General features: G+C 59.2%; 17 protein-coding genes and 1 tRNA gene. 9 read left to right on the forward strand and 9 right to left on the reverse strand.

The window, feature by feature from the left end; all coding sequences use genetic code 11:
* The first annotated feature begins 242 nt into the window (after positions 1-242).
* Both fmt and DW796_RS06255 read left to right on the forward strand, forming a co-directional pair.
* Entirely contained in the window at positions 243-1,163 is a 921-nt protein-coding gene (gene fmt, locus DW796_RS06250; protein ID WP_118094592.1) for a methionyl-tRNA formyltransferase, read from the forward strand.
* Positions 1,160-2,560: an RsmB/NOP family class I SAM-dependent RNA methyltransferase gene (locus DW796_RS06255; protein WP_118094593.1), complete on the forward strand. Its 1,401-nt coding sequence runs from the start codon at positions 1,160-1,162 to the stop codon at positions 2,558-2,560. The genes fmt and DW796_RS06255 overlap by 4 nt, the downstream gene beginning before the upstream one ends.
* Before the next feature lie 277 nt (positions 2,561-2,837).
* On the opposite strand, the gene DW796_RS06260 is transcribed toward DW796_RS06255, so the two are convergent.
* The 7 genes from DW796_RS06260 to glgB all read right to left on the reverse strand — a co-directional run bounded on the left by DW796_RS06260 (position 2,838) and on the right by glgB (position 16,265).
* Positions 2,838-3,074: an FmdB family zinc ribbon protein gene (locus DW796_RS06260; RefSeq protein ID WP_117803239.1), complete on the reverse strand. Its 237-nt coding sequence runs from the start codon at positions 3,072-3,074 to the stop codon at positions 2,838-2,840.
* 88 nt (positions 3,075-3,162) lie between these two features.
* Entirely contained in the window at positions 3,163-6,459 is a 3,297-nt protein-coding gene (locus tag DW796_RS06265; protein ID WP_118094594.1) for a 4-alpha-glucanotransferase, read from the reverse strand.
* 218 nt (positions 6,460-6,677) lie between these two features.
* On the reverse strand, positions 6,678-8,990 hold the full coding sequence (glgA, locus tag DW796_RS06270; RefSeq protein ID WP_187362380.1) for a glycogen synthase GlgA: 2,313 nt from the start codon (positions 8,988-8,990) through the stop codon (positions 6,678-6,680).
* Positions 8,991-9,080: 90 nt separating this feature from the next.
* On the reverse strand, positions 9,081-10,208 hold the full coding sequence (glgD, locus tag DW796_RS06275) for a glucose-1-phosphate adenylyltransferase subunit GlgD (RefSeq protein WP_118094595.1): 1,128 nt from the start codon (positions 10,206-10,208) through the stop codon (positions 9,081-9,083).
* A 4-nt stretch (positions 10,209-10,212) separates the two neighbouring features.
* Entirely contained in the window at positions 10,213-11,361 is a 1,149-nt protein-coding gene (locus tag DW796_RS06280) for a glucose-1-phosphate adenylyltransferase (RefSeq protein WP_035138263.1), read from the reverse strand.
* A 106-nt stretch (positions 11,362-11,467) separates the two neighbouring features.
* Positions 11,468-13,894 carry a glycogen/starch/alpha-glucan phosphorylase gene (locus tag DW796_RS06285; RefSeq protein WP_118094596.1) on the reverse strand — a complete coding sequence of 809 codons (2,427 nt, stop codon included), beginning with the start codon at positions 13,892-13,894 and terminating at the stop codon, positions 11,468-11,470.
* Positions 13,895-13,988: 94 nt separating this feature from the next.
* Positions 13,989-16,265 (reverse strand): 1,4-alpha-glucan branching protein GlgB, encoded by a 2,277-nt coding sequence (gene glgB / locus DW796_RS06290; RefSeq protein WP_118094597.1) that lies wholly within the window; start codon positions 16,263-16,265, stop codon positions 13,989-13,991.
* A 331-nt stretch (positions 16,266-16,596) separates the two neighbouring features.
* On the opposite strand from glgB, the gene DW796_RS06295 reads away from it, so the two are divergent.
* The gene (locus tag DW796_RS06295) at positions 16,597-17,286 is read left to right on the forward strand and encodes an HAD family phosphatase (RefSeq protein WP_118094598.1); all 690 of its coding nucleotides are present in this window, start codon (positions 16,597-16,599) and stop codon (positions 17,284-17,286) included.
* A gap of 9 nt (positions 17,287-17,295) precedes the next feature.
* Positions 17,296-17,937 carry a thiamine diphosphokinase gene (locus tag DW796_RS06300; protein ID WP_233539688.1) on the forward strand — a complete coding sequence of 214 codons (642 nt, stop codon included), beginning with the start codon at positions 17,296-17,298 and terminating at the stop codon, positions 17,935-17,937.
* Between the two features lie 182 nt (positions 17,938-18,119).
* On the opposite strand, the gene DW796_RS06305 is transcribed toward DW796_RS06300, so the two are convergent.
* Both DW796_RS06305 and DW796_RS06315 read right to left on the reverse strand, forming a co-directional pair.
* A complete protein-coding gene (locus tag DW796_RS06305) occupies positions 18,120-18,554 on the reverse strand; it encodes a hypothetical protein (RefSeq protein ID WP_147351022.1) in 435 nt (144 codons plus the stop codon).
* Between the two features lie 260 nt (positions 18,555-18,814).
* Entirely contained in the window at positions 18,815-19,201 is a 387-nt protein-coding gene (locus DW796_RS06315) for a hypothetical protein (RefSeq protein ID WP_118094602.1), read from the reverse strand.
* 264 nt (positions 19,202-19,465) lie between these two features.
* Here DW796_RS06315 and DW796_RS06320 point away from each other — a divergent pair.
* The 5 genes from DW796_RS06320 to rfbA all read left to right on the forward strand — a co-directional run.
* Positions 19,466-19,541: transfer RNA gene (locus DW796_RS06320), tRNA-Ala, on the forward strand.
* 774 nt (positions 19,542-20,315) lie between these two features.
* Complete coding sequence (locus tag DW796_RS06325; protein ID WP_233539689.1) at positions 20,316-20,861, forward strand: transcription termination/antitermination NusG family protein; 546 nt, start codon at positions 20,316-20,318, stop codon at positions 20,859-20,861.
* Between the two features lie 54 nt (positions 20,862-20,915).
* Positions 20,916-21,746, forward strand: coding sequence for a sugar transferase (locus tag DW796_RS06330; RefSeq protein WP_233539690.1), 831 nt, complete (start codon positions 20,916-20,918; stop codon positions 21,744-21,746).
* On the forward strand, positions 21,743-22,621 hold the full coding sequence (locus DW796_RS06335; RefSeq protein WP_118094604.1) for a glycosyltransferase family 2 protein: 879 nt from the start codon (positions 21,743-21,745) through the stop codon (positions 22,619-22,621). The genes DW796_RS06330 and DW796_RS06335 overlap by 4 nt, the downstream gene beginning before the upstream one ends.
* A 3-nt stretch (positions 22,622-22,624) precedes the next feature.
* Positions 22,625-23,370, forward strand: a 746-nt coding sequence (rfbA, locus tag DW796_RS06340) for a glucose-1-phosphate thymidylyltransferase RfbA (RefSeq protein WP_118094605.1), incomplete at its 3' end; no start/stop codon positions are given.

Here is a 23,370-nt window from a genome sequence, read left to right on the forward strand (position 1 = left end):
CGATATAGGCGGGCGCCCCGGGGACTACGTTGACGCTGCCTGTCTCGCCCGGGTGCCGTCGGGCCAGGGATGGGCGTCTTCGCTGATAGGTGCTTTGCTGAAAGAGCTGCTTTTATTGCGGCTCTTTCTTTGGTTTTGGGTATATTTGTTCTTGTTGAAATGTTATTGCGGATGGGCTGGTGACTTGGCTTTCCGCTGTTCTTTGTAGCCGTCTCGGCTTTGGTTGAGAGGAGACGTTCTTTATGCGTATTGTGTTTATGGGTACGCCTGATTTTGCTGTGCCCTCGCTGGCTTCGCTTGTCGAGGCTGGAAACGAGATTGCGCTTGTTGTTACTCGTCCTGATGCTGTTCGTGGGCGTGGTAAGAAGCTGGAGCCGTCTCCTGTTAAGGCTAAGGCGCTCGAGCTTGGTCTGCCTGTTGTTGAGGCTAATCGTATGACGCCTGAGGTTGTTGAGGTGCTCCAGGCTGCCCAGGCTGACATTTTCTGTGTGGCTGCTTATGGCTGTATTTTGCCTGATGAGGTGCTGCATATAGCGCCGCTTGGTATTGTGAATGTTCATGCGTCCTTGCTGCCTCGTTGGCGTGGGGCTGCTCCTATTCAGCGTGCCATTCTTGCTGGTGATGAGATTGCTGGCGTTTCTATTATGCGCATTGGGCATGGCGTGGATACTGGTGCTTATTGTGCTCAGACTTCCACGTCGGTTGCCGGTAAGCATGCCGAGGCGCTGACTATGGAGCTCGCTGAGCTCGGCGGCAAACTGCTTGCCGATACGCTTCCTTCTCTTGCCGATGGCACCGCCGTGTGGATCGAACAGGATGAGGCGCTCGTCACCCATGCTGCCAAGATTTCTAAGCAGGAGATGCGCTTGGATCCGCACATGGCGGCGCTCGATTGCGCGCGTCATGTGCTGGCCTCTTCCGATACCGCGCCTGCTCGTTGCGTGATTGCCGGCAAGACCGTGCGCGTGCTCGATGCTGCGCCGGCTGATGTGTCGCTTGGTGAGGGGCTCGTCGCCGTTCAGGCCAAGCATGTTTACCTGGGCCTTTTCGATGGCTCGGTCGAGTTGCTCGAGGTTAAGCCTGATGGCAAGCGTGCTATGACTGCTTCTGCTTGGGCTGCTGGCTTGCAGGGTGCCGATCTTTCGTGGGGTGTATTGTCATGAGCAAGCTGTCTCCCGCGCGCAAGCTTGCGCTCGATGTACTGATGGAGGCCGATCGCCGCGGCATGTATGCGCGCGACGTGCTGTCCTCTCGCGCATCGGCCAAGGCTATTGACCAGCGCGATTCCGCTTTTGCCGCCCGCTTGGCGCTGGGCGTGGCCGCCACGCAGGGTATTTTGGACGAGCTGCTCGACCAGTTTCTCGATAAACCCAAAAAGGTTGCGCCGCGCGTTCGCATGGCGCTTCGTATCTCGGCCTTCGAGATGCTCTACCTGCATACGCCGGGCCGCGTTGCCGTGAGCCAGGGTGTTGAGCTGGTGCGCAGTGGTGCTAAGTCTGCTGCGGGCCTGGCAAACGCGGTGCTGCACAAGGTTGCGGACAACGTTGAGGACTTTGCCACGGCATCCGACGTGGATGAGTCCGAGCGACGCTTGGTTCGTCTGTCGCGCCTGATGGGTCTTCCGCGCTGGCTATGCGCTCGCATTATGGCGTCGTTTGACACTCCAGAGGGTGCGCTCGGCTTCGCCGGCAATCTGGCGCCCGCGCCGCTCGCTTTGCACGAGAACGCCTTTGCAACCAAACCTGATCCGTACCTATCGCAGCTTGTGGCGCCTGTGTTCCCTGGCTGTCATGCTCCGGTCGATGCTCAGGTTACGGTTACGTCGGGCGTATTTGAGCGTGCTGCAGCCGTGGCCTCGGACCTTAACGCCCAGCTTATCGCCACGGCTGCCACGCGCCCTGGTAGCTGCCTTGAGATTGGTGCCGGCCGTGGCACCAAGACCTATGTGATGATGTGCCAGGCCAAGCGTGCGGGCTATGAGCGTCAGCATACGGCGCTCGATCTGCATGATCGCAAGTGCGATCTGAATCTCGCTCGTCTGCATAAGGCCGGTATTCAGGGCGTTCGCACGGTTTCGGGTGATGCCTGCGAGCTTAATGAGGTGCTCACATCGTTTGATGCCATGCTTGGCGAGCCGGTTAAGTTCGACACGGTCTTTATCGATGCGCCGTGCTCTGGCACCGGAACCATGCGTCGTCATCCCGAGATCCCGTGGCGCCTGACCGAAAAGGATGTGACGGTTGAGCTGCCCAAGCTGCAGCTGACGATGCTCAAGGAAGCCGCTGCGCGCGTGGCTGCTGGTGGCGAGCTTATCTATGCGACATGCTCGGTCTTCGACGAGGAGAACACACAGGTCGTGGAAGCGTTCCTGAACTCTCCCGAGGGCACCGGTTTTAGCCTGGAGCCGCTCTCCGAGGCGCAGATTCTGCAACTCCCCGAGTTCGATCAGGCCAAGAAGCTCGTATCCGTACGCCAGAACGATCGAGGCCTCTTCCAAAGCGTGCCGGTAAACGCCGACTCCTACGACGGCCACTTCTGCGCCAGGCTGGTCCGCCAGTAAATCGAAGTCCCGTCCCAAATCAGCTAATTTGGGACGGGACTATTTTAGCTACTTTGTGCCTCTTCGATCCGTTCGCCATGAAATGCGGTTATTTACTACGTTAAACCGGCTGTCCTCATCCATGCCGAATTTTGTGAAATCAAAACCGCAGGTAGACGGCTTGCCGTTTTTGCAAATACGCTGCTATGCTCGACCAATACGGGTCAAACGTAGTAAATGGGCCGCTTTCGTGGCGCAACTCCAGAGTAGTCAATTTGGGAGCGGGGCTACTTGCCTGTTAGTGGTTGTGTGGGCAGTTGGCGCAGCAGCCGCTGGTGGCGCTGGTGCTGGAGCCGCCGCTTCGCTGGTCGGTGTTGTAGAAGCCGCTGCCCTCAAATTTAATACCGCTGGCCGAGAACGTCTTGGCGGCCGGAGCGCCGCAGCTGGGGCACACGACCTCGGGAGTCTCGGACATAGGATGCTCAACCTCAAACACGTTGCCGCAGCTCGAGCACTTGTAATCGTAGCGCGCCATAATACTTCCTTTTCAGCACAAAGCGGGCAGATTACTCTGCCCGCAAAAATTCAAACGTCTGTAACTGTACCCTATATCGGGCGTTTTATCACGCTTCGCCCCAGAATCTATGCGTGTTGCGCAGGAGCTGTGCGGTTTTGCCCTCGGCGGCCGCAACGTCGGCCTCGTCAGCCTGCCAGGTCCAGTTGCCCGTGGCCACGCCCGGTACGTTCATGCGCGCGTCGTCGCCCAGCCCCAGGACATCCTGCAGCGGCATCATCACCAGGGGAGCGTCGCTTGCCAGCGCATCGCTCATCAGCTTGGCCGCCACCTCAACACCGCTCGGCTCGTCGCCGCCCGCAAAGGAACGCGTACACCAACCCGCGAGCGTCGACGTGTCGTGCGTCGAGGTATACAGGATCTTTCCTGGCGTAGGGTGCACGCCGCACCGAACGTCGTAATCGCTAAACTCCAGTACGTCCATACCGGGGAAGCCGCAAGTCGAAGCCATGGCGCGAACGCCGGGCGTCAGGTAGCCCAGGTCCTCGGCGATAAAGTTGAGCGGCCCCAGCTCGTCATAGGCGGTCTGGAACAGGTCCTTGCCCGGGCCTGCCAGCCAACGCCCGTCGGCGCAGGCCTTACCCGCGGGAATGCTAAAGTAGCTGTGGAAGCCCAGGAAGTGATCCAGGCGCACGCGGTCGTAGAGCGAAAACGCACGACGTAGGCGATCCATCCACCAGCTATAGCCGTTCTGCTTCATGTGGTCCCAGCGGAACGTCGGGTTGCCCCACACCTGGCCCTCGGGCGCATAGTTGTCGGGCGGCGCGCCAGAAATCTCAATCGCCTTACCGGTATCGGACAGCCAGAAGTTCTCGGGCTCGCTCCATGCATCGGCCGAATCGTCCGAGACATACATCGGGATATCGCCGATGACCTCGATGCCCTTCTTGTGCGCGTAGTTCATGAGCTCGCACCAGGCTAGGTCAAAGCGGTACTGCATGTACGCCTGCAGCTCTGCCTCGTCGTGGAAGCGCTTGTCGTCAATCAGATGCTCGTTGTAGCGCGCAACATCTGCCGGCCAATCGTGGCGCGATTCGCCCTCAAAGTATTTTTTAACGGCCATGTAGACGCAGTATTTCTCGAGCCAATCGGCATTGCGATGTTTAAACGCGGTGTACAGCGGATCGGCATCCTCGCCTCCGCGGGCCTTCCAGGTCTCAAAGTCGGCCGCCAGCTCCTCGTGGCTTTCGGGCAGCAGGTCGATATTGCCCGCAAAGGCCGAAGGCCCGGCGTAAGGGGAGCGGAAGAAGTCCGTTGGGTTGACAGGCAGGACCTGCCAGTAGCGCATGCCCATAGCGGACAGATGATCGATAAAGCGACGCGTGGGTGCGCCGATCGTGCCGGGCTTGCCGTCATCGGTCGGTACCGAGGTGATATGGCACACAACGCCCGCGCCGTGATCGAGCGGCTCCTGCAAGCGCTGCTCGGCATGGTGATAGATGATCGACGAGCCCAGCGGATACAAATCGAGCGTGACCGTGCCGTTGTGGATCTCGCACTCGTGACCGCTGATCACGTCACTCGCGCATTCGTCGAGCGCCGGAATCGTCACGCGGTGCGAATTGCGCAGACTACGATTAATGATAACCGTCGCGGACTCGCCATCCTTGCCCGTGCGGTTGTATGCCAGCACCTCGTCGTTGAGCGCGAAGGCCTTGATCTCGCCGTCGATCATAAACGGCAGTGCGCGGCGTACGGCGGAGGCGTTTTTGACAATAGCCAGCGTGTCGAAGTCGTGCAGTTGGTCCTTGGTCGGCAGGGTGCGGCGGTTGCCCGGATCGGTTAGGCCCTCCAGGCCGTATTCGTCGCCGTAGTAGATCGAAGGCACGCCGGGGAAGGTCATCTGCATGAGCGTGGCGAGCCAAAAACGGCTCTTGGCCAGGCCCATCGAGTTCTCGTCCAGGCGCCATTTGCTGCGTTCACACTCGGGCAGCTGCGACTCGTCGGGGCCGCCGCCGAGCAACGAGATGATACGCGGGCGATCGTGGCTCGACAGCAGGTTGAGCGCGCAGGACAATGCCTCGCTCGGGTAGTTCTCGCGCAGGGTCTCGATATCCTCAGCGGCCTCGTAGGCGTTCTTGTAGCCCATCAAAAAGCCGATGACCATGTCGCGGAAGGGGTAATCCATAGCAGAGTCCAACTCGGAGCCCTGTAGGTAGCGACGCAGATGGCCGTAGCTGATCTTGTTGGAGGCGTCTTCCCAGACTTCGCCGAGCAACAGAGCGTCGGGCTTTTCGGCAAGTACTGCCTTCTTGATCTCGGTCAGGAAGTCGTCCGAAAGCTCGTCGGCCACGTCTAGGCGCCAGCCATGAGCGCCGGCACGTAGCCATTTACGGATCACGCCGTCCTTGCCCAGGAGCCGCTCGCGTACCAGCTCAGAGCTCTCATTGATGGCGGGCATATTGCCCACGCCCCACCAGCAGTCGTATGAGCCGTCCTCATGGAAATAAAACGCATCGCGCCATGGCGAATCCTCGCTCTGCCACGCGCCCACGCCGGGGTAGTTGCCGTAGCGGTTGAAATAGATCGAGTCATCGCCCGTGTGGTTGAAGACGCCGTCGAGAATGATGGAGATGCCCAGCTTCTCGGCCGCCTGGCACAGCTCGGTAAAGTCCTGCTCGGTGCCCAGGATCGGGTCGATCTTGGTGTAGTCGGCCGTGTCGTAGCGGTGGTTGCTCGCGGCTTCAAAAATGGGGTTGAGGTAGATGGCTGTAAAGCCCAGCTCCGCGATGCGAGGCAGGTCTTCCTGGATGCCCTTGAGCGACCCGCCGTAGAAGTCCCAGGTTTTGATGGAGCCGTCTTCGGCGCGCTCGTACACGGGCGGCTCGTTCCAGTCCTCGACCATGCGGCGCTGGATTCCGTTGCGTGGTTTTTCGACCTCGGCCAGCGTGCGCACGCGCCAGTTTTCGTCGCGGGCATAGCGGTCGGGGAAGATCTGGTACACCATGCCGCGCTCGTACCAGGCGGGGCGGTTCTCGCGGTGCTTATAGACGGTAATCTGGAAGGACGGCACCTCGGCGTAGTCGTAGGTTACGCCCTCGCCGCCGGTGCGGCCTTGCGGCGCGCCCAGGCGAACCTCGGGCTGGCCCTCGATATTGCATATAAAGCTGTACCAGATAAGACAGGGCTCGGTGCACTCAAGCTCTACGGTAAATATGCCGTCGCCCTCGTGCGTCATGGGATACCGAGACTCACCGATCTCATCGACCCAGGTACGCAGCGTAAGCGTTGCCTGGTTGGGATCGGCATCCTCCAAAATCACCGAGAGTGCAACGGAAGTTCCAGTGGTCACAGCGCCAAACGGAGTGCGAAACTGCGGCAGGCGGCTGTTGTGAATCAATCTCATAGTACGGTCCAGTTCTATACAGTCATGGCCAACGGGCCATGGGCTAAACGCACAGTACTTAAGTATATCGTTGCACTTTAGTTGTATAAACTACAGCCGCTCATTATCGGCGAACGGTTGTCCTAGAAAATCGTTTTACCAACTATCTATAGAGAAGGGGCGCCCGGTTGGAGCGCCCCTTGTTTAGGGTTTTGATTAGGTTTTAGATCGTCTGTGGGCTAGCGGCGCTTGCGGGCGGCCGTTGCCTTGCGGACGGAGGTTTTCTTGGTAGGAGCCTTTTCCTCAGTGGGAGCGGCGGGGGAGACCGGGGTCTCCATTGTGGGCTCGGGCTTGGCCTTTACCTCGGCCTTGGGCTCCTCTTTGGCGGCAGCGGGCTTGACCTCGGCGGCCTTCGGCGCGGGCATGGCCTTTACTGCGGGTTTGGCCTCGGCCTTAGCTTCCGCCTTAGGAGCAGCAGCCTTGGTCGTGGTCTTTTTGGCCTTCGTTGCAGTGCGCTTGCGCGTGGTGGTCTTGGCGGTCGGCTTGGCCTCGACAGCTGCCTCGGCCTTGGTCGCAGTAGCATTTGCGGCGGCCTTCGGAGCGGCCTTGGTCGCAGTAGCCTTGGCGGCCGTCGACTTCGTTGCCGTGGTCTTCTTGGCAGCTGTTGCACTCTTGGCGGTCGCGGTCGTCTTCTTGGTAGCGGCCTTGGCCGGTGCCTTTGCCGCAGCCTTAGCCTCGACGGCGTCGGCCTTTATCTCGGGAGCAGCCTCGGCTTCGGCGGTCTTCTTGGCAGCTGCGGTGGTGCGCTTGCGCGAGGTCGTTGTCTTGACAGCGGTGGTCTTGGTTGCCGTCGCCTTGGCCGCTGTGGCCTTCTTGGCCGTCGTCTTACGAGTCGTGGTCTTCTTGGCCGCAGGCTTCGCAGCGGGCCTCACCTCAGGCTCGGGCTCGGGAGTAGCCTCGACCTTCACCTCAGGATTGGCCTTAACGGGCTCAGCTTCAACCGGCTTCTCTTCGGCCTTGGGCTCCTCAGCGGCCACCGGCTCAGCAACAGCCTCAGGCTCGTCGACAACAGCCGCCGGCCTCTCAATCTCCGGATGCATAAAGAAGTACAGGTCCAGATACTTGTCGGCCGAGCGCGTCCAGCTAAAGTCCTGGCTCATGGCCTGCGTTACCAGCTGGTTCCAGGCATCGCGGTTGTCCCAGAACAGGCGTGCCGCGCGGAACACGGCGTCGCCCATCTCGTCGCCGTTAAAGTTGCTAAACGAGAAGCCCGTGCCCTCGCCGGTAAACTCGTTATACGGAATCACAGTGTCCTTCAGACCACCGGTCTCGCGCACGATAGGCAGGGTGCCGTAGCGCATGGCAATGATCTGCGACAGGCCGCAGGGCTCAAACTTCGAAGGCATCAGGAACATGTCGGCGGCAGCATACATGCGCTGCGACAGCGCCGGATCGAACTCGATGCGTGCGGCCATGGTGCCGGGGTACTTGTCCTGGAAGTAGCGCAGGCCGTCCTCGTAGTCGCGGTCGCCGGTGCCCAGCACCGCCACCTGCACGCCTCCGGCCAAAATGCGGTCGAGCGCGTACATGACCAGATCCAAGCCCTTCTGGCGCGTCAGGCGCGTGACCATCACCATGAGCGGGCGGTCGTCGCGAACCTCGAGCCCCAGTTCCTCCTGCAGCTTGGCCTTGCACACGGCCTTGCCGGAACGGTCCTCGACGGTGTAGTTGGCGGCAATGCGCTTGTCGGTCGCCGGGTCAAAGCCCGCCACGTCAATGCCGTTCAAAATGCCCTGCAGCGCATAGGAGCGCTCGCGCAGCACGCCGTCCAGGCCCTCGCCAAACTCGGGCGTCTGGATCTCGTTGGCATAGGTGGGGCTCACCGTGGTGATGGCATCGGCATAGCGCAGCGCGCCCAGCATGTAGTTGATGCTGCAGGCGTCGCAACGCAGCTGCGAGGCGGCCGCCGGAATATGCGCCACGCCCAGGATGTCCTCCATCACAGTGTCGCTAAACTGGCCCTGGAACGCCACATTGTGGATCGAGAACACGGTCTTGACGCGGTCGTACAGCGGCAGGCCCTGGTAGAACTCGCGCAAGAACACGGGCGCCAGTGCCGTCTGCCAGTCATTGCAGTGCAGGATGTCGCACTCAAAGCCGGCCGGCAGGTGCTGCAGGCTCTCGGTGATGGCCTTGGAGAAGAACGCAAAGCGCTCGCCGTCGTCAAAGAAGCCGTACGGATAGTCGCGCGCAAAGTAGCGCTCGTTGTCGATGAACATATAGGTGACGCCGTCGTGCTCGAGCTTCTCGAGTCCGCAGTACTCGTTGCGCCAGCCCAGGCTGACGTAAAAATCGGAGAAGTGCTCCATCTGCGCCTTGTACTCGTCCTTTATGGTGGCGTACTTGGGCACCATCACGATAACTTCGGCGCCGGCGCGCACAAGCGCCGCAGGCAGCGAGCCTGCCACGTCGCCCAGGCCACCGGTCTTAACAAACGGTGCGCACTCGGCCGAGGCAAACACGATCTGCATCTTTTTGCTGGAATCTGCCATATTGTCTCCCATGTTGCAATTCGAGAATAGCCGCCTGGCGCTAACCGGGCGGCTATTCTACATGTTACGAGCGATGTTGCGGTGCCAACGTTAACGTACGATGGTGGTGTCGGAAGTTAACGGAGCCTTGCCCAGCACCAGGATGTTCTCGGGCGTGCCGCGAAGCTCGGTGTTGTTGGGAACCACGTTGTTCTTGTCCAGGATGGCGTTCTCGACGCGTGCGCCGCTCTTGATGATGCAGCTCTGGTTGATGATCGAGTTGGTCACCGATGCGCCTTCCTCAACCACAACGCCGCGCGACAGGATCGAATTGCGCACGGTGCCCTTGATGATGCAGCCGGCCGAGATGATCGAGTTGCAGGCGTGGCTGCCGGTCGCATAGCGCGAAGGCGGCACGTCGTGGGCCTTGGTCAGGATCGGGCGTTCGGGATCGAAGAGCTGGTCGGCCACGGTCTGGTCGAGCAGGTCCATGCTGCGGCGATACAGCGACTTTTCGCTAAACACGCCCACGACCTCGCCCTTGTACTCGTAGCTGCACACGTCGATGTTGCCAAAGTCGCCCTGGAGTGCCTCGAGCAGGTCCAGATAGTCGGCAGCCTGGTAGTGGTCGATAATCTCGAGCAGCGTCTCGCGGTTGACGATGCAGCAGTCCATGGACGCGTTGTCGCCGTACACGACGCCGGCGCTCACGCCCGTCAGGCGGCCGTTCTCGTTAATCTCGAGCTTGGTCTCGTCATCGACGTTGCGCGTGGCCTTGCAGTACACCACGGTCATCTGGGCACCGGAGTTCTCGTGCGCCTCGATGATGGTGTTGAGGTCCATGTTAAAGATGATGTTGGTGCCCATCATCACGACATAGGGCTTCTCCGAGCGCTGGAACAGCGTCTTGTTGGAGATGATGTCGCGCAGCAAGAAACGCATGCCGCCCTTGGTGGTGCCATACGCGTTGCCGGGGACCATGAACAGGCCGCCCTTCTTGCGGTCCAGGCCCCAGTCCTTGCCCGAGCCCACGTGGTCGATCAGCGAGCGGTAGTTACCCGGCATGACGACTCCAACGGTCTTGATGCCGGCATTCATCATGTTGGACAGCGGAAAGTCGATCAGGCGGTAGCGGCCCAAAAACGGAACGGACGCGATGGGGCGGTCCTTGAGCAGGACACTGCCGTAGGACGAAGAGTAGTTAGCGGTGATATAACCGATGGCCTTGCGATTGATCATCGGATCATTCCCCCTTCCCGATAACGACGTCATTTCCAACGACGGCCGTATCCTTGGTGGTATCGACAGAGCCGAGCTTCACGCCCTCTTCGACCGTGGAGTTCTCGCCCAAAATAGCGCGGCAGATGTGCGCGCCGCTCTTAACGTGCGCACCCGGCAGCAGCACGGAGTCCTCGACCACGGCGCGCTCCTCGATGATGACATCGGTCGAAAGGATCGAGTGGCGAGCGGTGCCGTAGATCTTGCAGCCGTTGGAGACCAGGCAGTCGTCCAAGCGGCCGTCCGGGCCAATGTAGTGCGGCGGACGCGTGGTGATGTTGGACATGATGGGGAAGTTCTTGTCGAACAGATCGAACTCGGGGTTGTTGCCCAGCAGGTCCATCGAGGTCTCATGGAAGCTGGCGATGGTGCCGACGTCCTTCCAGAAGCCGTGGAACTCGTAGCTGTACAGGCGCTTGTTCTCACCGAGCAGCTTGGGGATGATGTCCTTGCCAAAGTCGTGGCTCGAGCGCTGGTCCAGAGCGTCCTCCTCGAGCGCCTCGATCAGCACGTCGGCCGAGAAGATGTAGATGCCCATGGACGCGAGGTTCGAATCGGGCTTCTCGGGCTTCTCGGTGAACTTGGTGATGCGGCCGTCCTCGGGGTCGGTGGTCAGGATGCCAAAGCGGCTGGCTTCCTCCCACGGCACGGGCATAACGCTCACCGTGAGGTCGGCGTTGTTCTCAATGTGCGTCTTGAGCATCTTGCGGTAGTCCATGCGATACAGGTGATCGCCCGAAAGAATCAGGACGTACTTGGGGTCGTTGGCCTTGATGTAGTCGAGGTTCTGCGTAATGGCGTCGGCCGTGCCCGCATACCAGGCGCCGCCGGTCTGCGTCTCGTACGGCGGCAGGATCGACACGCCGCCGTCGCGGCTGTCCAGATCCCACGCCTCGCCGGAGCCCACATAGGCATGCAGCAGGTAGGGACGGTACTGCGTCAGAACGCCCACCGTGTCGATGCCCGAGTTGGAGCAGTTGGACAGCGAAAAGTCGATAATGCGGAACTTGCCACCAAAGCTAACCGCCGGCTTGGCGATCTTTTGGGTGAGTGCCCCCAATCGGCTGCCCTGTCCTCCTGCGAGGAGCATCGCGATGCATTCTTTCTTACTCATCGATTTCTCCTTCTGTCATCGATGTTCCTAAACCCATTTGCGACGGGCGCGGCGCTCTGTCACGCCCGTCGAGTAATGCCGTGCGGCAAAGGGAGCTCGCGCGCCTTTACGCGTGCCAGATCTCGTCGCGGTACTCGCGAATGGTGCGGTCGCTCGAAAACCAGCCGGAGGAGGCGGTGTTGAGCAGGGCCTTGCGGTTCCAGGTCTCCTGGTCGCCGTAGCTGTTCGTGAGCTTCTCCCATGCATCAACGTAGCTGCGGAAGTCAGCCATGACCAGGTCGGGGTCGTTGTTGTTCATGAGCTCGTTGTAGATGCTCTCGAAGTTGCCCGAAAGACCCGCAAACGTGTTGTCCTTGAGCTCGTCCATCACGCGGCCCAGACGCTCGCGATCGTTGTTGAGGGTGTCCCACGCAAAGTAGCTATTCGACGCCCAGAGCTGCTCGACCTCGGGAGCGGTCAGGCCAAAGATGGCCTCGTTCTCGCGGCCGGCCAGGTCGGCGATCTCGATGTTGGCGCCGTCGAGGGTGCCCAGCGTAATGGCGCCGTTCATCATGAGCTTCATGTTGGACGTGCCCGAGGCCTCCTTGCCGGCCGTGGAGATCTGCTCCGAGATCTCGGCGGCGGGGTAGATGAGCTGGGCGTTGCTCACGCGGAAGTTGGGGATAAAGCAGACCTTCATGACCTCGTTGACGCGCGGGTCGTTGTTGATAACGTCAGCCACGGAGTTAATGAGGCGGATGGTCTCCTTGGCAAAGGTGTAGCTCGAGGCAGCCTTGCCGCTAAAGATGAAGGTCGTCGGCGTCACGTGGAAGTTGGGATCGGCGATGCGACGGTTGTAGATGTCCATCACCTTCATGATGTTCATGAGCTGGCGCTTGTAGGCATGGAAGCGCTTCACCTGAACGTCGAAGACGGTGTTGGGGTCGATAACCAGACCGGTCTCGGCCTTAACGTAGGCGGCCAGACGCTCCTTGTTGGCGCGCTTGGAGGCACCCACGGCCTTGAGGAACTCGGCGTCGTTCTGGAACTCCTTGAGTTTCTCCAGCTCAAAGGCGTCTTTGAGCCAGCCATCGCCAATGGCCTCGGTCACGAGCTTGGCATAGGTGGGGTTGGCCTCGGCAAAGAAGCGACGGTGCGAGATGCCGTTGGTCTTGTTGTTGAACTTCTCGGGCGTCAGGGCGTAGAAGTCCTTGAGCACGATGTTCTTGATGATGTCGGAGTGGATCTTGGCCACGCCGTTGACGCTGTGGCTGCAGATCACGGACAGGTTAGCCATGCGAATCTCGCCGTCCCACAGGATAGCGGTCTGGCGCAGGCGCTCCTGCCAGCCCTCCTGCGTGGTGTCGAAAGACTCGTGCCAACGACGGCTGATCTCATCGATGATCTGGTACACGCGGGGGAGGAGCTTGGAGAACGTACCGATGGGCCACTTCTCCAGAGCCTCGGGCAGGATGGTGTGGTTGGTGTAGCTCACGACCTGCGTCACGATGTTCCAGGCGTCGTCCCACTCGAGCTTTTTCTCGTCGATGAGAATACGCATGAGCTCGGGGCCGCACATGGCGGGGTGCGTGTCGTTGGTGTGGATGGCCACAAACTGCGGCAGCAGCTCCCAGTTCGCGCCGTGCTCCTTCTCAAAGGTGTCGAGCAGGCTGTAGATGCCGGCCGAAACAAACAGGTACTCCTGCTTCAGGCGCAGCAGACGACCGTGCTCGCCGGCGTCATTGGGGTAGAGGATGGCACTGATGGCCTCGGCCTCGGCGCGCTCGGCGTCTGCCAGGGCGTAGTCGCCGCGGTTGAAGGCCTCCAGATCGAAGTGCTCCTCGACCGGCTCGGCAGCCCAGACGCGCAGCTTGTTGACGGTCTCGCCGGCATAGCCCACGACGGGGATGTCATAAGGGACGGCCAGGATATCCTGCGTGTCCACCGTGCGGTAAAACGTGCGGTCATCCTCCTCAAAGCCTTCGACGCGGCCGCCAAACTTGATGGTCACAGCCTTATCCTGACGACGGACCTCCCAGGGATAGCCGTGGGTAAGCCACTCGTCGGTGGCCTCGACCTGGCTGCCGTTGACGATCTCCTGCTTAAACAGGCCGTAGCGGTAGCGCATGCCGTTGCCGTAGCCGGCAATGCCCTCGGCTGCCATCGAATCCAGGAAGCATGCGGCCAGACGGCCCAGGCCACCGTTGCCCAGAGCCGGATCGGGCTCCTGGTTCTCGATGACGGACAGATCGAAGCCCATGTCGTCGAGCGCCTCGGCGACCATGTCGCGCACGCCAAAGTTGAGCAAGTAGTTGTCGAGCAGTCGGCCGATCAAAAACTCGATCGAGAAGTAGTACACGCGCTTCTTGCCCTCGGCAGTCACACGGGCGTCGCTCTTGGTGGCAACGGTGCGCGCCTTCTCGGCCACGAGCTTGGCCAGGGCGTTGAAGCGGTCCAGGTCGCTCGCGGCCTCGACGCTCTTGCCGCTGATGCTCATGACGGCATCGCGATAGAGCTCGGTAAACTCCTGCTTGTTGTCGAAGATCTTATTCATACGTTCCTTTCCCCCGGGGATGTTTCTCCCGGAACGGTTATGACTTGTATCCTACGCCTCGTCGGGGCGGGTAATTACAGCTGTAACGGTTTTGTTACGCATCCTTGGCAGACGGCTTAACAGAAGCAGACTTGGCCTTGGTAGCGGCCTTTTTGGCAGCCGGTTTCTTGGCTGCGGCCTTAGCAGCGGGCTTTGCGGCAGCCTTGACCTTGGCCTTGGTCGTCGTAGCCTTCGCCTTAGCCGGAGCCTTCTTGGCAGCCGCAGGCTTAGGCTTCACCGAGGACGTGCGCTTTTTGGGCGCAGCCTTGGGCTCCTCGACCACGGGCGGCTTATAGCTGCTGGGACCGCGACGCTTAAGCACCACGCCTGCCAGACCGGGCACCTTAATCTCAATGGAGTCCATCTGCCCGTTCCAGGGATAGGGCTCGCTCGAGCAGGTGTAGGGCTCTTCGCCGGCATAACCGCTGCCGCCAAACTCGGGACGGTCGGAATCAAAGATGACCTCCCAGTCGCCCTCGCGCGGCACGCCCACGCGGAAACTCTCGTAGCTCGCCGGGTCAAAGTTGATCAGGATCACCAGATCGTCGTCGACGTCCTCGCCCTGACGCACAAAGCTCACGATGGACTGCTTGGAGTTGTCCGCATCGATCCAGGTAAAGCCGTCGTCGGTGTAGCCGCGCTCGTACAGGGCGGGCTCGGCGGTGTACAGGTGGTTGAGTGCCTTGATAAACGCCTGATGATGACGGTGGGTCTCGTACTCCTCGGTCAGGAACCACTGGATGGACTCGTAGTAGCGCCACTCAATAAACTGGCCGATCTCGTTGCCCATAAAGTTGAGCTTGGCACCGGGGTGCGTCATCTGGTAGAAGGCCAGCGTGCGCAGGCCGGCAAACTGGCGCCACCAGTCGCCCGGCATGCGGCCGATGAGCGAGCACTTACCGTGCACGACCTCGTCGTGGCTCAGCGGGCAAATGAAGTTCTCGGTAAAGGCGTACATGATGGAGAACGTGAGCAGGCCATGGTTGCCGGGTCGCCACGGAAAATCGGTCTGCATGTAGTGCAGGGTGTCGTTCATCCAGCCCATGTCCCACTTGTAGTGGAAGCCCAGGCCGCCGTCCTGCGGCGGGTAGGTCACGAGCGGCCACGCGGTAGACTCCTCGGCCATCATCATCACGTCGGGGTAGTGTGCCTCCACGGCGCAGTTGACCTGACGGATAAACGCGCTGGCGTCCAGGTCCTCCTCGGTACCGTACTTGTTGAACTTCTTTTGGACCGGATCGTCGATGCCAAAGTTGAGGTACAGCATGCTGGACACGCCGTCCATGCGAATGCCGTCCACGTGGAAGTTCTCGAGCCAATACAGCACGTTAGAGACCAGGAAGGAGCGGACCTCGCCGCGGGCGAAATCGAACTTGTGCGTGCCCCAGTTGGGGTGAATCTCGTGCTCAAACAGCATGTGGCCGTTAAAGGTGGCAAGGCCGTGGGAGTCGGCGCAAAAACCGCCGGGCACCCAGTCCATGATCACGCCGATGCCCGCCTCGTGGCACGCATCGATAAAGTGCATGAGCTGCTGCGGGTTGCCGTAGCGCGACGTGGCGGCGTAGTAACCGGTTGTCTGGTAGCCCCAGGAGCCATCGAAGGGATGCTCCATAAGCGGCATGACCTCGATATGCGTATAGCCCATGTCGCGCACGTAGTCCACGAGCTCCACCGACAGATCGTCGTAGGTGTAGAACTCACCGCGCTGCGCGGGGAAGGGATCCATGGGGCCAGGGTAGTTGCCAAACTCGTCCGGCTCGCCCTGCGGCGCGTCGCCGTGGCGCTTCCACGAGCCAATATGCACCTCGTAGATGTTAAGGGGCTGCGACATGTGGTTGTGGTCGGCGCGGCGCTTGAGCCATGCGGCGTCGTTCCACTGGTAGCCATCGAGTGTCCACAGCACGCTCGCGGTACCCGGAGGGCACTCGGCCTTAAAGGCGTACGGATCGGCCTTGTAGAGCTTTTCGCCCTCGTTGGTCTCGATGAGGTATTTATAGAGCTGGCCCTGCTCGGCGCCAGGAATAAAGCCTTCCCAAATAGCGCTCGTATGCACGGGCACAAGCGGGTTGGCTTCCTCATCCCAGTCGTTAAATTCGCCAATGACATGGACACTCTTTACGTCGGGCGCCCAAACGCAAAAGCGCCAGCCGCGCGTACGGTTCTGCGTGTCGGGATGCGCGCCCATCTTTTCCCAGCTGCGCTCCCACATACCAATGCCAAACAGGTAGACATCGTCCTTGGAGAGCTCCGGTGCGTGCGGAGCCGATTTGCGGGTTGCGGGCTTTTTAGCCGTTGGCTTTAGCTTTGTATCGCTCACGTTTGATCCCATCATGACGCGGCAGCGTGTTGCCTTGGTGACTAGATGCGAAAGGTCCAAGGCTGCACGAATCGAAGGGACGGCGATAGTTCTATGATTCGTTCCACCTCGCGTGCTCGGTGGAACTTTCGGCAGAAACTACGATAACACCTGTACGTTACTTTTATGAAGGAAAGTGGTTTTTGGGCGGCGTTTAATCGGTAAGCGCCATGTTTAGACCACTGGCAGAATTGCGATGGTAAAACTCTTGACAGTTTTACCAATAAGGGTTTTTTGATTGTTGGTTTGACGTTTGGTAAAACGTTTTTAGCAGGTTGTTTACCCTTTGACATCGAAAGGTTCTTTTATGTCCCAGATCGCCGCCCACAATGTCGCTTTTATTTTCGATTGCGACGGCACACTGGTTAATAGCACCCCCGTTTGGGCCTATGCCCAGCCCGAGTTATTGCACCGCCACGGAGTTGACGTGACCGTGGATGACTTTGCTCAATTTGAGCACCTGTCACTGGAGGACGAGTGCCAGGCCTACCACGACACGTGGGGCATTGGCGCGAATGGCGAGGAGCTCTATCGCGAGCTGGGCGAGATTTTGATCGATGGCTACTCCAAGGTGCCACCGCGCGAGGGGCTCTTGGCATTTTTGGAGCAGGCGAAGGCGGCGGGCATTGCCATGTGCGTTGCCACGTCTACGCCAGCCGAGCTGGTTAAGTCTGCGCTTGCGGGCGCCGGGCTCGATGCCTACATGGAGTTTGTTACCACGACGGGTGAGGCAGGACGCTCCAAACAGTTCCCCGACGTATACGAGTTGGCGCTGCGCCGTCTGGAGGAGCGCCATGGGCATAAGTTTGACCGCGCATGGGTGTTTGAGGACGCCGTCTTTGGCCTTAAGAGCTCTGGCACCGCCGGCTTTAAGCGAGTGGGCATTTATGACCCGCACGGCCGTATGGAGCGCGACGAGGTGCGTGCCAACTGCGACATCTTTATCGACAGCTATGAAGAGCTGGATCTTGACCGTGTGCTTTCGTTTGAGGGCTAGGTGAGGCCCGTGGCTTGCAAGGTATTAGTGGTCTGCGGCTCGCCCGTGGTGGCGAGCGCGGATCTGTTGCGTAGGCTAGCAGGGGAGTGCGACCACGTTGTCGCCGTGGACCGCGGACTCGATGCGTTGCTGGGCGCCGGCCTGAGCTGCGACGTATATGTGGGGGATGCCGACACGGTGAGCGATGCAGGTCGCGCGCTGGTCGATGCCGCCACCGATTTTGAAGTTGAGCGCCACGATCCGTACAAGGACTATACCGATCTGGCGCTGGCGCTCGATTCCGTCCGCCGTCGCTGGCTGGGTGCCGAAGTGGTTGCGACCTGCGCCACCGGCGGCCGTCCTGATATGGCGCTTTCCGTACTGGGCCTGCTCGCAGGCTACGATGACGGCCCAGTTTGGATTGCCGAGGACAAGGTGGTCGCCCGCATCCTTCGCGCAGGTGAGTCGTGGACCATCGAGGGCGCCGAAGGCAAGACATTCTCCATCATCGCCGTTGCTCCCAAAACTGAGGTAAGCGAACACGGTCTAGAGTGGGAGTTAGACCACAGCCCCTTGGGCCTGTTGGCCGATACGGGTATCAGCAACGTCGTCAGGTCAACAGCCACGATCCAAGTCCACGCCGGCACCGCCATCGCTTACCTCTACAAGTAAGGTCTATCCCATCAGGGCTTTATCGGGACGGGCTGAATTCGCTAATGTTGGCAACGCAAAAACGGGTATACAAAATAAGCAGTTGAAAGTTGTTAAACGATTGGTTGGTTTCCGCAAACGGAATTCTGTTTAATCCAACCGCTTATCTAACAACCCGATCGTATGCAAATCTAACCATTTGCTTAACAACTTTGCTTTTTGATTAAAGGCCTGAAGTCCACCACGCCTTGGCGGGAAAATCCTTTCCCCGTCGAGTATTCTCGATCGCGCTCGGGGTCTTCCTCGACGAATTTGCACACACCCTTTGCTATGAGAGAGATGAGCCCTTCAAGCTTGACGACGCAATCGAACTCGCAGTCCTGTTGGCTTCCATGGCCGATTCCTTTATGGCCATAACTCGCGATTATCCCCCGCGCATCGCCCTGTACGCAAACCCCGATGGCTTTGTAGGAGCTATACTCTTCGCCCCTTCCCTCGATGACCGACGACCCCGCATGGATCACCGCGCAGCGAAGCTGATAGAGATCCGATGCCGTAAAGATGCCTCGCTTCTCTATCGTCTCAAACCCCTCTTTTATCTCATCTGGGCGCTTCTCGCCCTTGCGCGCATTGGTCATTTTTCTCCCATCGTTCGGGAGCCCCAAGTACTCCTTGCATCATTTCCGGTAATCTGTCCCGTCGATGTTCGCGCATACGTCTGGGATGGTCACTACGAGAGTCAAAGCGGCGAGCAGCAGCCCAGCGTCGAAGGCGTTTTCGCACTCTTCCACAAGCCTGCTGGGCGTACGGCAGACGACAGTGGGAAACCCGTATTCGTTGTCGCTGCATTTTAAACACGCAGAGGGCATGGGCTCCCAATCGGCAATTGTTGTCATGTTCATAACACCTCGCCCGTTTCTGTGCCGATTCTCAGACCTGTCCTCAGTTCGATTAACTCATCCACCATCTCGTTGTCGCGGTCGGGCTCGGTCACGAAGAGCGGTCCCGGGACGTCGACGCGCGGGCCAATCGTCAGGCCGTTGCTCGTGATGATGCGATCGAGGTTCTGTCTACGGTGGAGCGTGCGGGCCCGTAGTGTGTCGAAGGAATAGCCCCGGCCCCGCAGGTCAGTCTCGTTGATGAGCCTGTTGGCGCACTCGGCGTAGCCGTTCGAGATGCGGATCGGGCAGTTCCCAGTAGTGTCGGCGGGGCGTAACACATCGTGCACGTAGTTGGCGATACCCAAAATCTCGTTCACGTAGTCGAACGCGGACTTCTCGGCCATGGTCGGTCCTCTCTGGCAAAGACGATTTCAGCCAGAGATTTTACAAGTTCAATGAATTGCTTCGCTTTAAATCCAACCATTGGCTTAACAAAACGGTAGGAGGCTTTCTTCAACCAGAAAACTAACAAACCCAACCAGTTATTTTACATGCCTGCCAAAAATAGCTATAGAAATACGTCCCAGAAAAACCCGTAAGTAAGACAATCAATCAAAATTCCCCCCTTGCATCAAGCTAAACATTCCCCTATAGTATCTCCTCGTCACGGGGGCGTAGCTCAGCTGGGAGAGCGCTTGACTGGCAGTCAAGAGGTCAGGGGTTCGATCCCCCTCGTCTCCACCATCGTGAATGTAAAGGTCTTCGGAGTTCCGAAGGCCTTTTTTCATGCCAAAATACCTCGCGCCACAAACCCATACCCACATCAACAAAAAGTTGCACAATTTATTTCCCATGTCTGTGCATAGTTTGTTATCCAAACGCAATTACCAGTGCAGCTCGCTGCTTCAGTTGGGCTTCAGGAATGCTCCCAATTATTGCCAGCACCACAATAACCTGCGCCAACGTGAACAACATCCCAAAACAACCCCCTTTAGCACGTCAAATGAACGATATGTTGTCCAACGCAGCCCAAATCAGTTTCACTAACAGCTTGTGCTAGGATATCTAGCGTTACATGAGTTCAACTGTGCTCGCGGCTCCAGCAAGTCACAAAGCGCAGGGTCGATCAGCATCCGGCCGTAACGGCGGTGCCAGAAACACCACGAGCTCCAATAAAGAAGTCATGCGACGTTATTTATCTGCATTGAGTTAATTCCAAGATGCATTTATTAGTTTGCATGTCAAAGCGTAGCAGTCCTACAGCTGTTTGCGTGCGGTCCAGTTTTGTTCCCGCTTGACTGGTTCGCACGCAGTCAGCTGGGGACGCGGTCATTTTGCGATACACGTCCGCGTCTCTAGCAACTGCGCTTATACATACCGTTCACGGTGGGGCAGAGCCACGTGCTTGTCTGACTGGGCTCAGAGTTTGAATATGGAGCGCCTCCGCGCACAAGCGCCCTGGCGAAGCCATACCCAAACCCCGTGAGCCACACGTAAGACAGCAAGGGGGTGGTGCTCGTGTGGTATGTAATCCAGGTCATTAACGGTCGCGAAGACGCAATGCGCGAGCGCATTGCGCGTATGGTGCCGGCTGGTGCCATGCAGGAGCTCTTTTATCCCCAATTTCAAACCGAGATCAAAGTACACGGCGAATGGGTCAATACGACCAAGCCGCTCTTTCCCGGTTATCTTATCTGCGATACGACAGATCCCCGTACCGTGCAACAGTATCTGCTGCGCATGGACGATTTTGCCCGGGTGCTTGCCCAGGACGGTCTGTTCGTGCCGCTGACAAAAGAATATGTCCAGCTTATTGGCGGCTTTACGCACAGGGGAGACCGCGTAGTGCCCATGAGCGAGGCCCTAAAAGACGGCGACAAGGTCGTAGTGACGGCAGGTCCGCTGCTGGGCCACGAAGGCCTTATCAAAACCATTAACAGACGCAAGAGCACTGCTTATTTGGAGCTCGACTTGTGCGGCCGACGCGTAACCACCCGCGTTGGCCTCGCGGTGCTTTCGGCTGAGCAGCGCGTCATGCGCAATCTTAAAAAGGCGATCGCCTAGCTGCAGACGGTCACTACACAGAACAGGGAGGATCCCCGACCCGGGGACGAAGTGTTGGAAGAGAACGTGTCGGATAAAACAGAATATGTAAAGGATGTGCCCGTGGATGCGGCACGGATTGGCCAAGCTGGGGATTGGCGGGCAGACTCTCAGACTCCTGTTGCTACGGAATTTCCTCTCCCCGTGGAGAACCCTGCTCCGGCGCAAGGTTACGTGGCGACAGGAAGTTATAGGGCGCCTGCTGCCGATCCTAACGCTGCTGCCCCCAAGAAAGGTGGGCCAGGCTACTTTGCCTTCAAGCGAGCCTTCGACATTGTGTTTTCTGTTGGTGTCTGTGCGGTGTTGGCCGTTCCCGTCGTAGCTGCATGCGTCGCCATTGAGATTGACTCTCCCGGAAAGCCGTTCTTCCGTCAAAAGCGAGTCGGTAAGGGCGGCAAACCTATCTATATCTTCAAACTCCGAACCATGGTCTCTGACGCTCACGAGCATCCTGAGAAGTACATGACTCCCGAGCAGTTGGCGCAATGGCAGTGCGAACAAAAGGTTGACGATGACCCACGCATTACGCGCGTTGGTCGTTTTCTACGTCACACTTCACTCGACGAATTGCCGCAGTTCATCAACGTTCTTATAGGGGATTTATCCGTTATTGGACCAAGGCCTGTGACGCTCGAAGAAACCTACGAGTACGGTGACGCTCGCGACGAAGTTCTTGCTTGTAAGCCTGGTATTACTGGCTGGTGGGCCGCGACGGATCGTAATGACTCGACTTGGGGGAGTGGTCAGCGACAGGCCCGTGAACTCTTCTACGTTCGTCATCAGTCGCTTGGTCTTGATGCTCGCGTATTTGTTAAGACCTTCAAAGCAATGAGGAGGGGGAAATGACGACCCCTTCCTTGAGCGTGGTAATTCCCACATTGAACGCAGAAGACGAAATAGACAGCCTATTGGACACCATTGAGGCTCAGAGTCTGAAGCCTTCAGATATCTTAGTGGTTGATTCGTCCTCCGATGACGGTACCGTAGACGAGGTTGCTAAGCATCCCTGCGTTAACCTCGTCCGCATAGAGCGTAAGGAATTCAATCACGGCTCGACCCGCGACATGGCTCTGAGGCGTAGTGCTGGCGAGTTCGTTTGCTTTCTCACGCAGGATGCGGTACCTGCTTCTAATCTCTACCTGGAGAGACTCGTCGCGCCTTTCTTGGCCGATGATTCAATCGCGCTCGTAACTGGTAGGCAATTGCCCAAGGCGGATGCAAGGCGTTTCGAGCAACTCGTGCGCAAGTTTAACTATCCCAACGTTCCCTCGGTGCGCAGCAAGTCTGACCTTCCTAAATACGGCATCAAAACGTTCTTCGCATCTGACACCTGTTCTGCCTATCGACGGACCGCATATCTTGAATGCGGTGGATTCGATCATGTCAACACCAACGAGGACATGCTCATGGCCGCTAGGTTTATAGCATCGGGCTTGAAGGTTGCGTATGAGCCGAGCGCCGAGGTCTATCACTCCCACAATTTGACACCTAGCCAGCAGTTCGCGCGCAACCGCGCTGTCGGCATGTTTCTGGAATCGCACGCAGATGACCTTATGTATGCGAGCGAGATTGGTGAGGGCGGTCGGCTTGTCAAGGCTGTGTCTTCGGAACTTCTTCGAGAGGGAAGATTCGGCGAGTTATTTGCCTTCGGCTTTGATTGCTGCGCCCGCCTCCTCGGAAACCGTGCTGGCCGTATGGCCGCTAGAAAAGAAAGGCTATAGCTAATGAAAGGCATCATCCTCGCCGGCGGTTCCGGCACCCGCCTGTACCCGCTCACGCTCGTGACCTCCAAGCAGCTGCTGCCGGTCTACGACAAGCCCATGATCTACTACCCGCTGTCCACCCTCATGCTGGCGGGCATCCGGGACATCCTGGTCATCTCCACCCCGACCGACCTGCCCAACTTCGGGCGCCTGCTCGGGGACGGCTCGCGCTACGGCGTGAACCTCTCCTACGCCGAGCAGCCGAGCCCCGACGGCCTGGCGCAGGCGTTCACCATCGGCGAGGAGTTCATCGCCGGCGAGCCGTGCGCCCTCGTGCTCGGCGACAACATCTTCTACGGCAACGGCCTGTCGCGCCACCTGACGCGCGCCGTCCAGAACGCAGAGTCGGGGAGGGCCACGGTCTTCGGCTACCACGTGGACGACCCCGAGCGCTTCGGCGTCGTGGAGTTCGACGGCGAGGGCCGTGCCGTCTCCATCGAGGAGAAGCCCGAGCGCCCCAAGAGCTCCTACGCCGTCACCGGCCTGTACTTCTACCCGGGCGACGTGGCCGCCAAGGCGCACGAGGTCAAGCCCTCGGCCCGCGGCGAGCTCGAGATCACCACGCTCAACCAGATGTACCTGGAGGAGGGGACGCTGTCCGTCGTCACCCTCGGCCGCGGGTACGCGTGGCTGGACACCGGCACCATGGAGAGCCTGCACGAGGCCGCGGAGTTCGTCCGCGCCGTGGAGCACTCCCAGGACCTTCC

The organism is Collinsella sp. AM31-2AC (genome assembly GCF_003469285.1).
In the GTDB taxonomy this organism is placed as follows: Bacteria; Actinomycetota; Coriobacteriia; order Coriobacteriales; family Coriobacteriaceae; genus Collinsella; species Collinsella aerofaciens_AT.

Coding starts and splice junctions, on each gene's coding strand:
- DW796_RS06285 (WP_118094596.1), bottom strand. CDS start 13,894: ATGAATAAGATCTTCGACAACAAGCAGGAGTTTACCGAGCTCTATCGC.
- fmt (WP_118094592.1), top strand. CDS start 243: ATGCGTATTGTGTTTATGGGTACGCCTGATTTTGCTGTGCCCTCGCTG.
- DW796_RS06255 (WP_118094593.1), top strand. CDS start 1,160: ATGAGCAAGCTGTCTCCCGCGCGCAAGCTTGCGCTCGATGTACTGATG.
- DW796_RS06305 (WP_147351022.1), bottom strand. CDS start 18,554: ATGACCAATGCGCGCAAGGGCGAGAAGCGCCCAGATGAGATAAAAGAG.
- glgB (WP_118094597.1), bottom strand. CDS start 16,265: ATGATGGGATCAAACGTGAGCGATACAAAGCTAAAGCCAACGGCTAAA.
- DW796_RS06280 (WP_035138263.1), bottom strand. CDS start 11,361: ATGAGTAAGAAAGAATGCATCGCGATGCTCCTCGCAGGAGGACAGGGC.
- glgD (WP_118094595.1), bottom strand. CDS start 10,208: ATGATCAATCGCAAGGCCATCGGTTATATCACCGCTAACTACTCTTCG.
- glgA (WP_187362380.1), bottom strand. CDS start 8,990: ATGGCAGATTCCAGCAAAAAGATGCAGATCGTGTTTGCCTCGGCCGAG.
- DW796_RS06260 (WP_117803239.1), bottom strand. CDS start 3,074: ATGGCGCGCTACGATTACAAGTGCTCGAGCTGCGGCAACGTGTTTGAG.
- DW796_RS06335 (WP_118094604.1), top strand. CDS start 21,743: ATGACGACCCCTTCCTTGAGCGTGGTAATTCCCACATTGAACGCAGAA.
- DW796_RS06265 (WP_118094594.1), bottom strand. CDS start 6,459: ATGAGATTGATTCACAACAGCCGCCTGCCGCAGTTTCGCACTCCGTTT.
- DW796_RS06315 (WP_118094602.1), bottom strand. CDS start 19,201: ATGGCCGAGAAGTCCGCGTTCGACTACGTGAACGAGATTTTGGGTATC.
- DW796_RS06295 (WP_118094598.1), top strand. CDS start 16,597: ATGTCCCAGATCGCCGCCCACAATGTCGCTTTTATTTTCGATTGCGAC.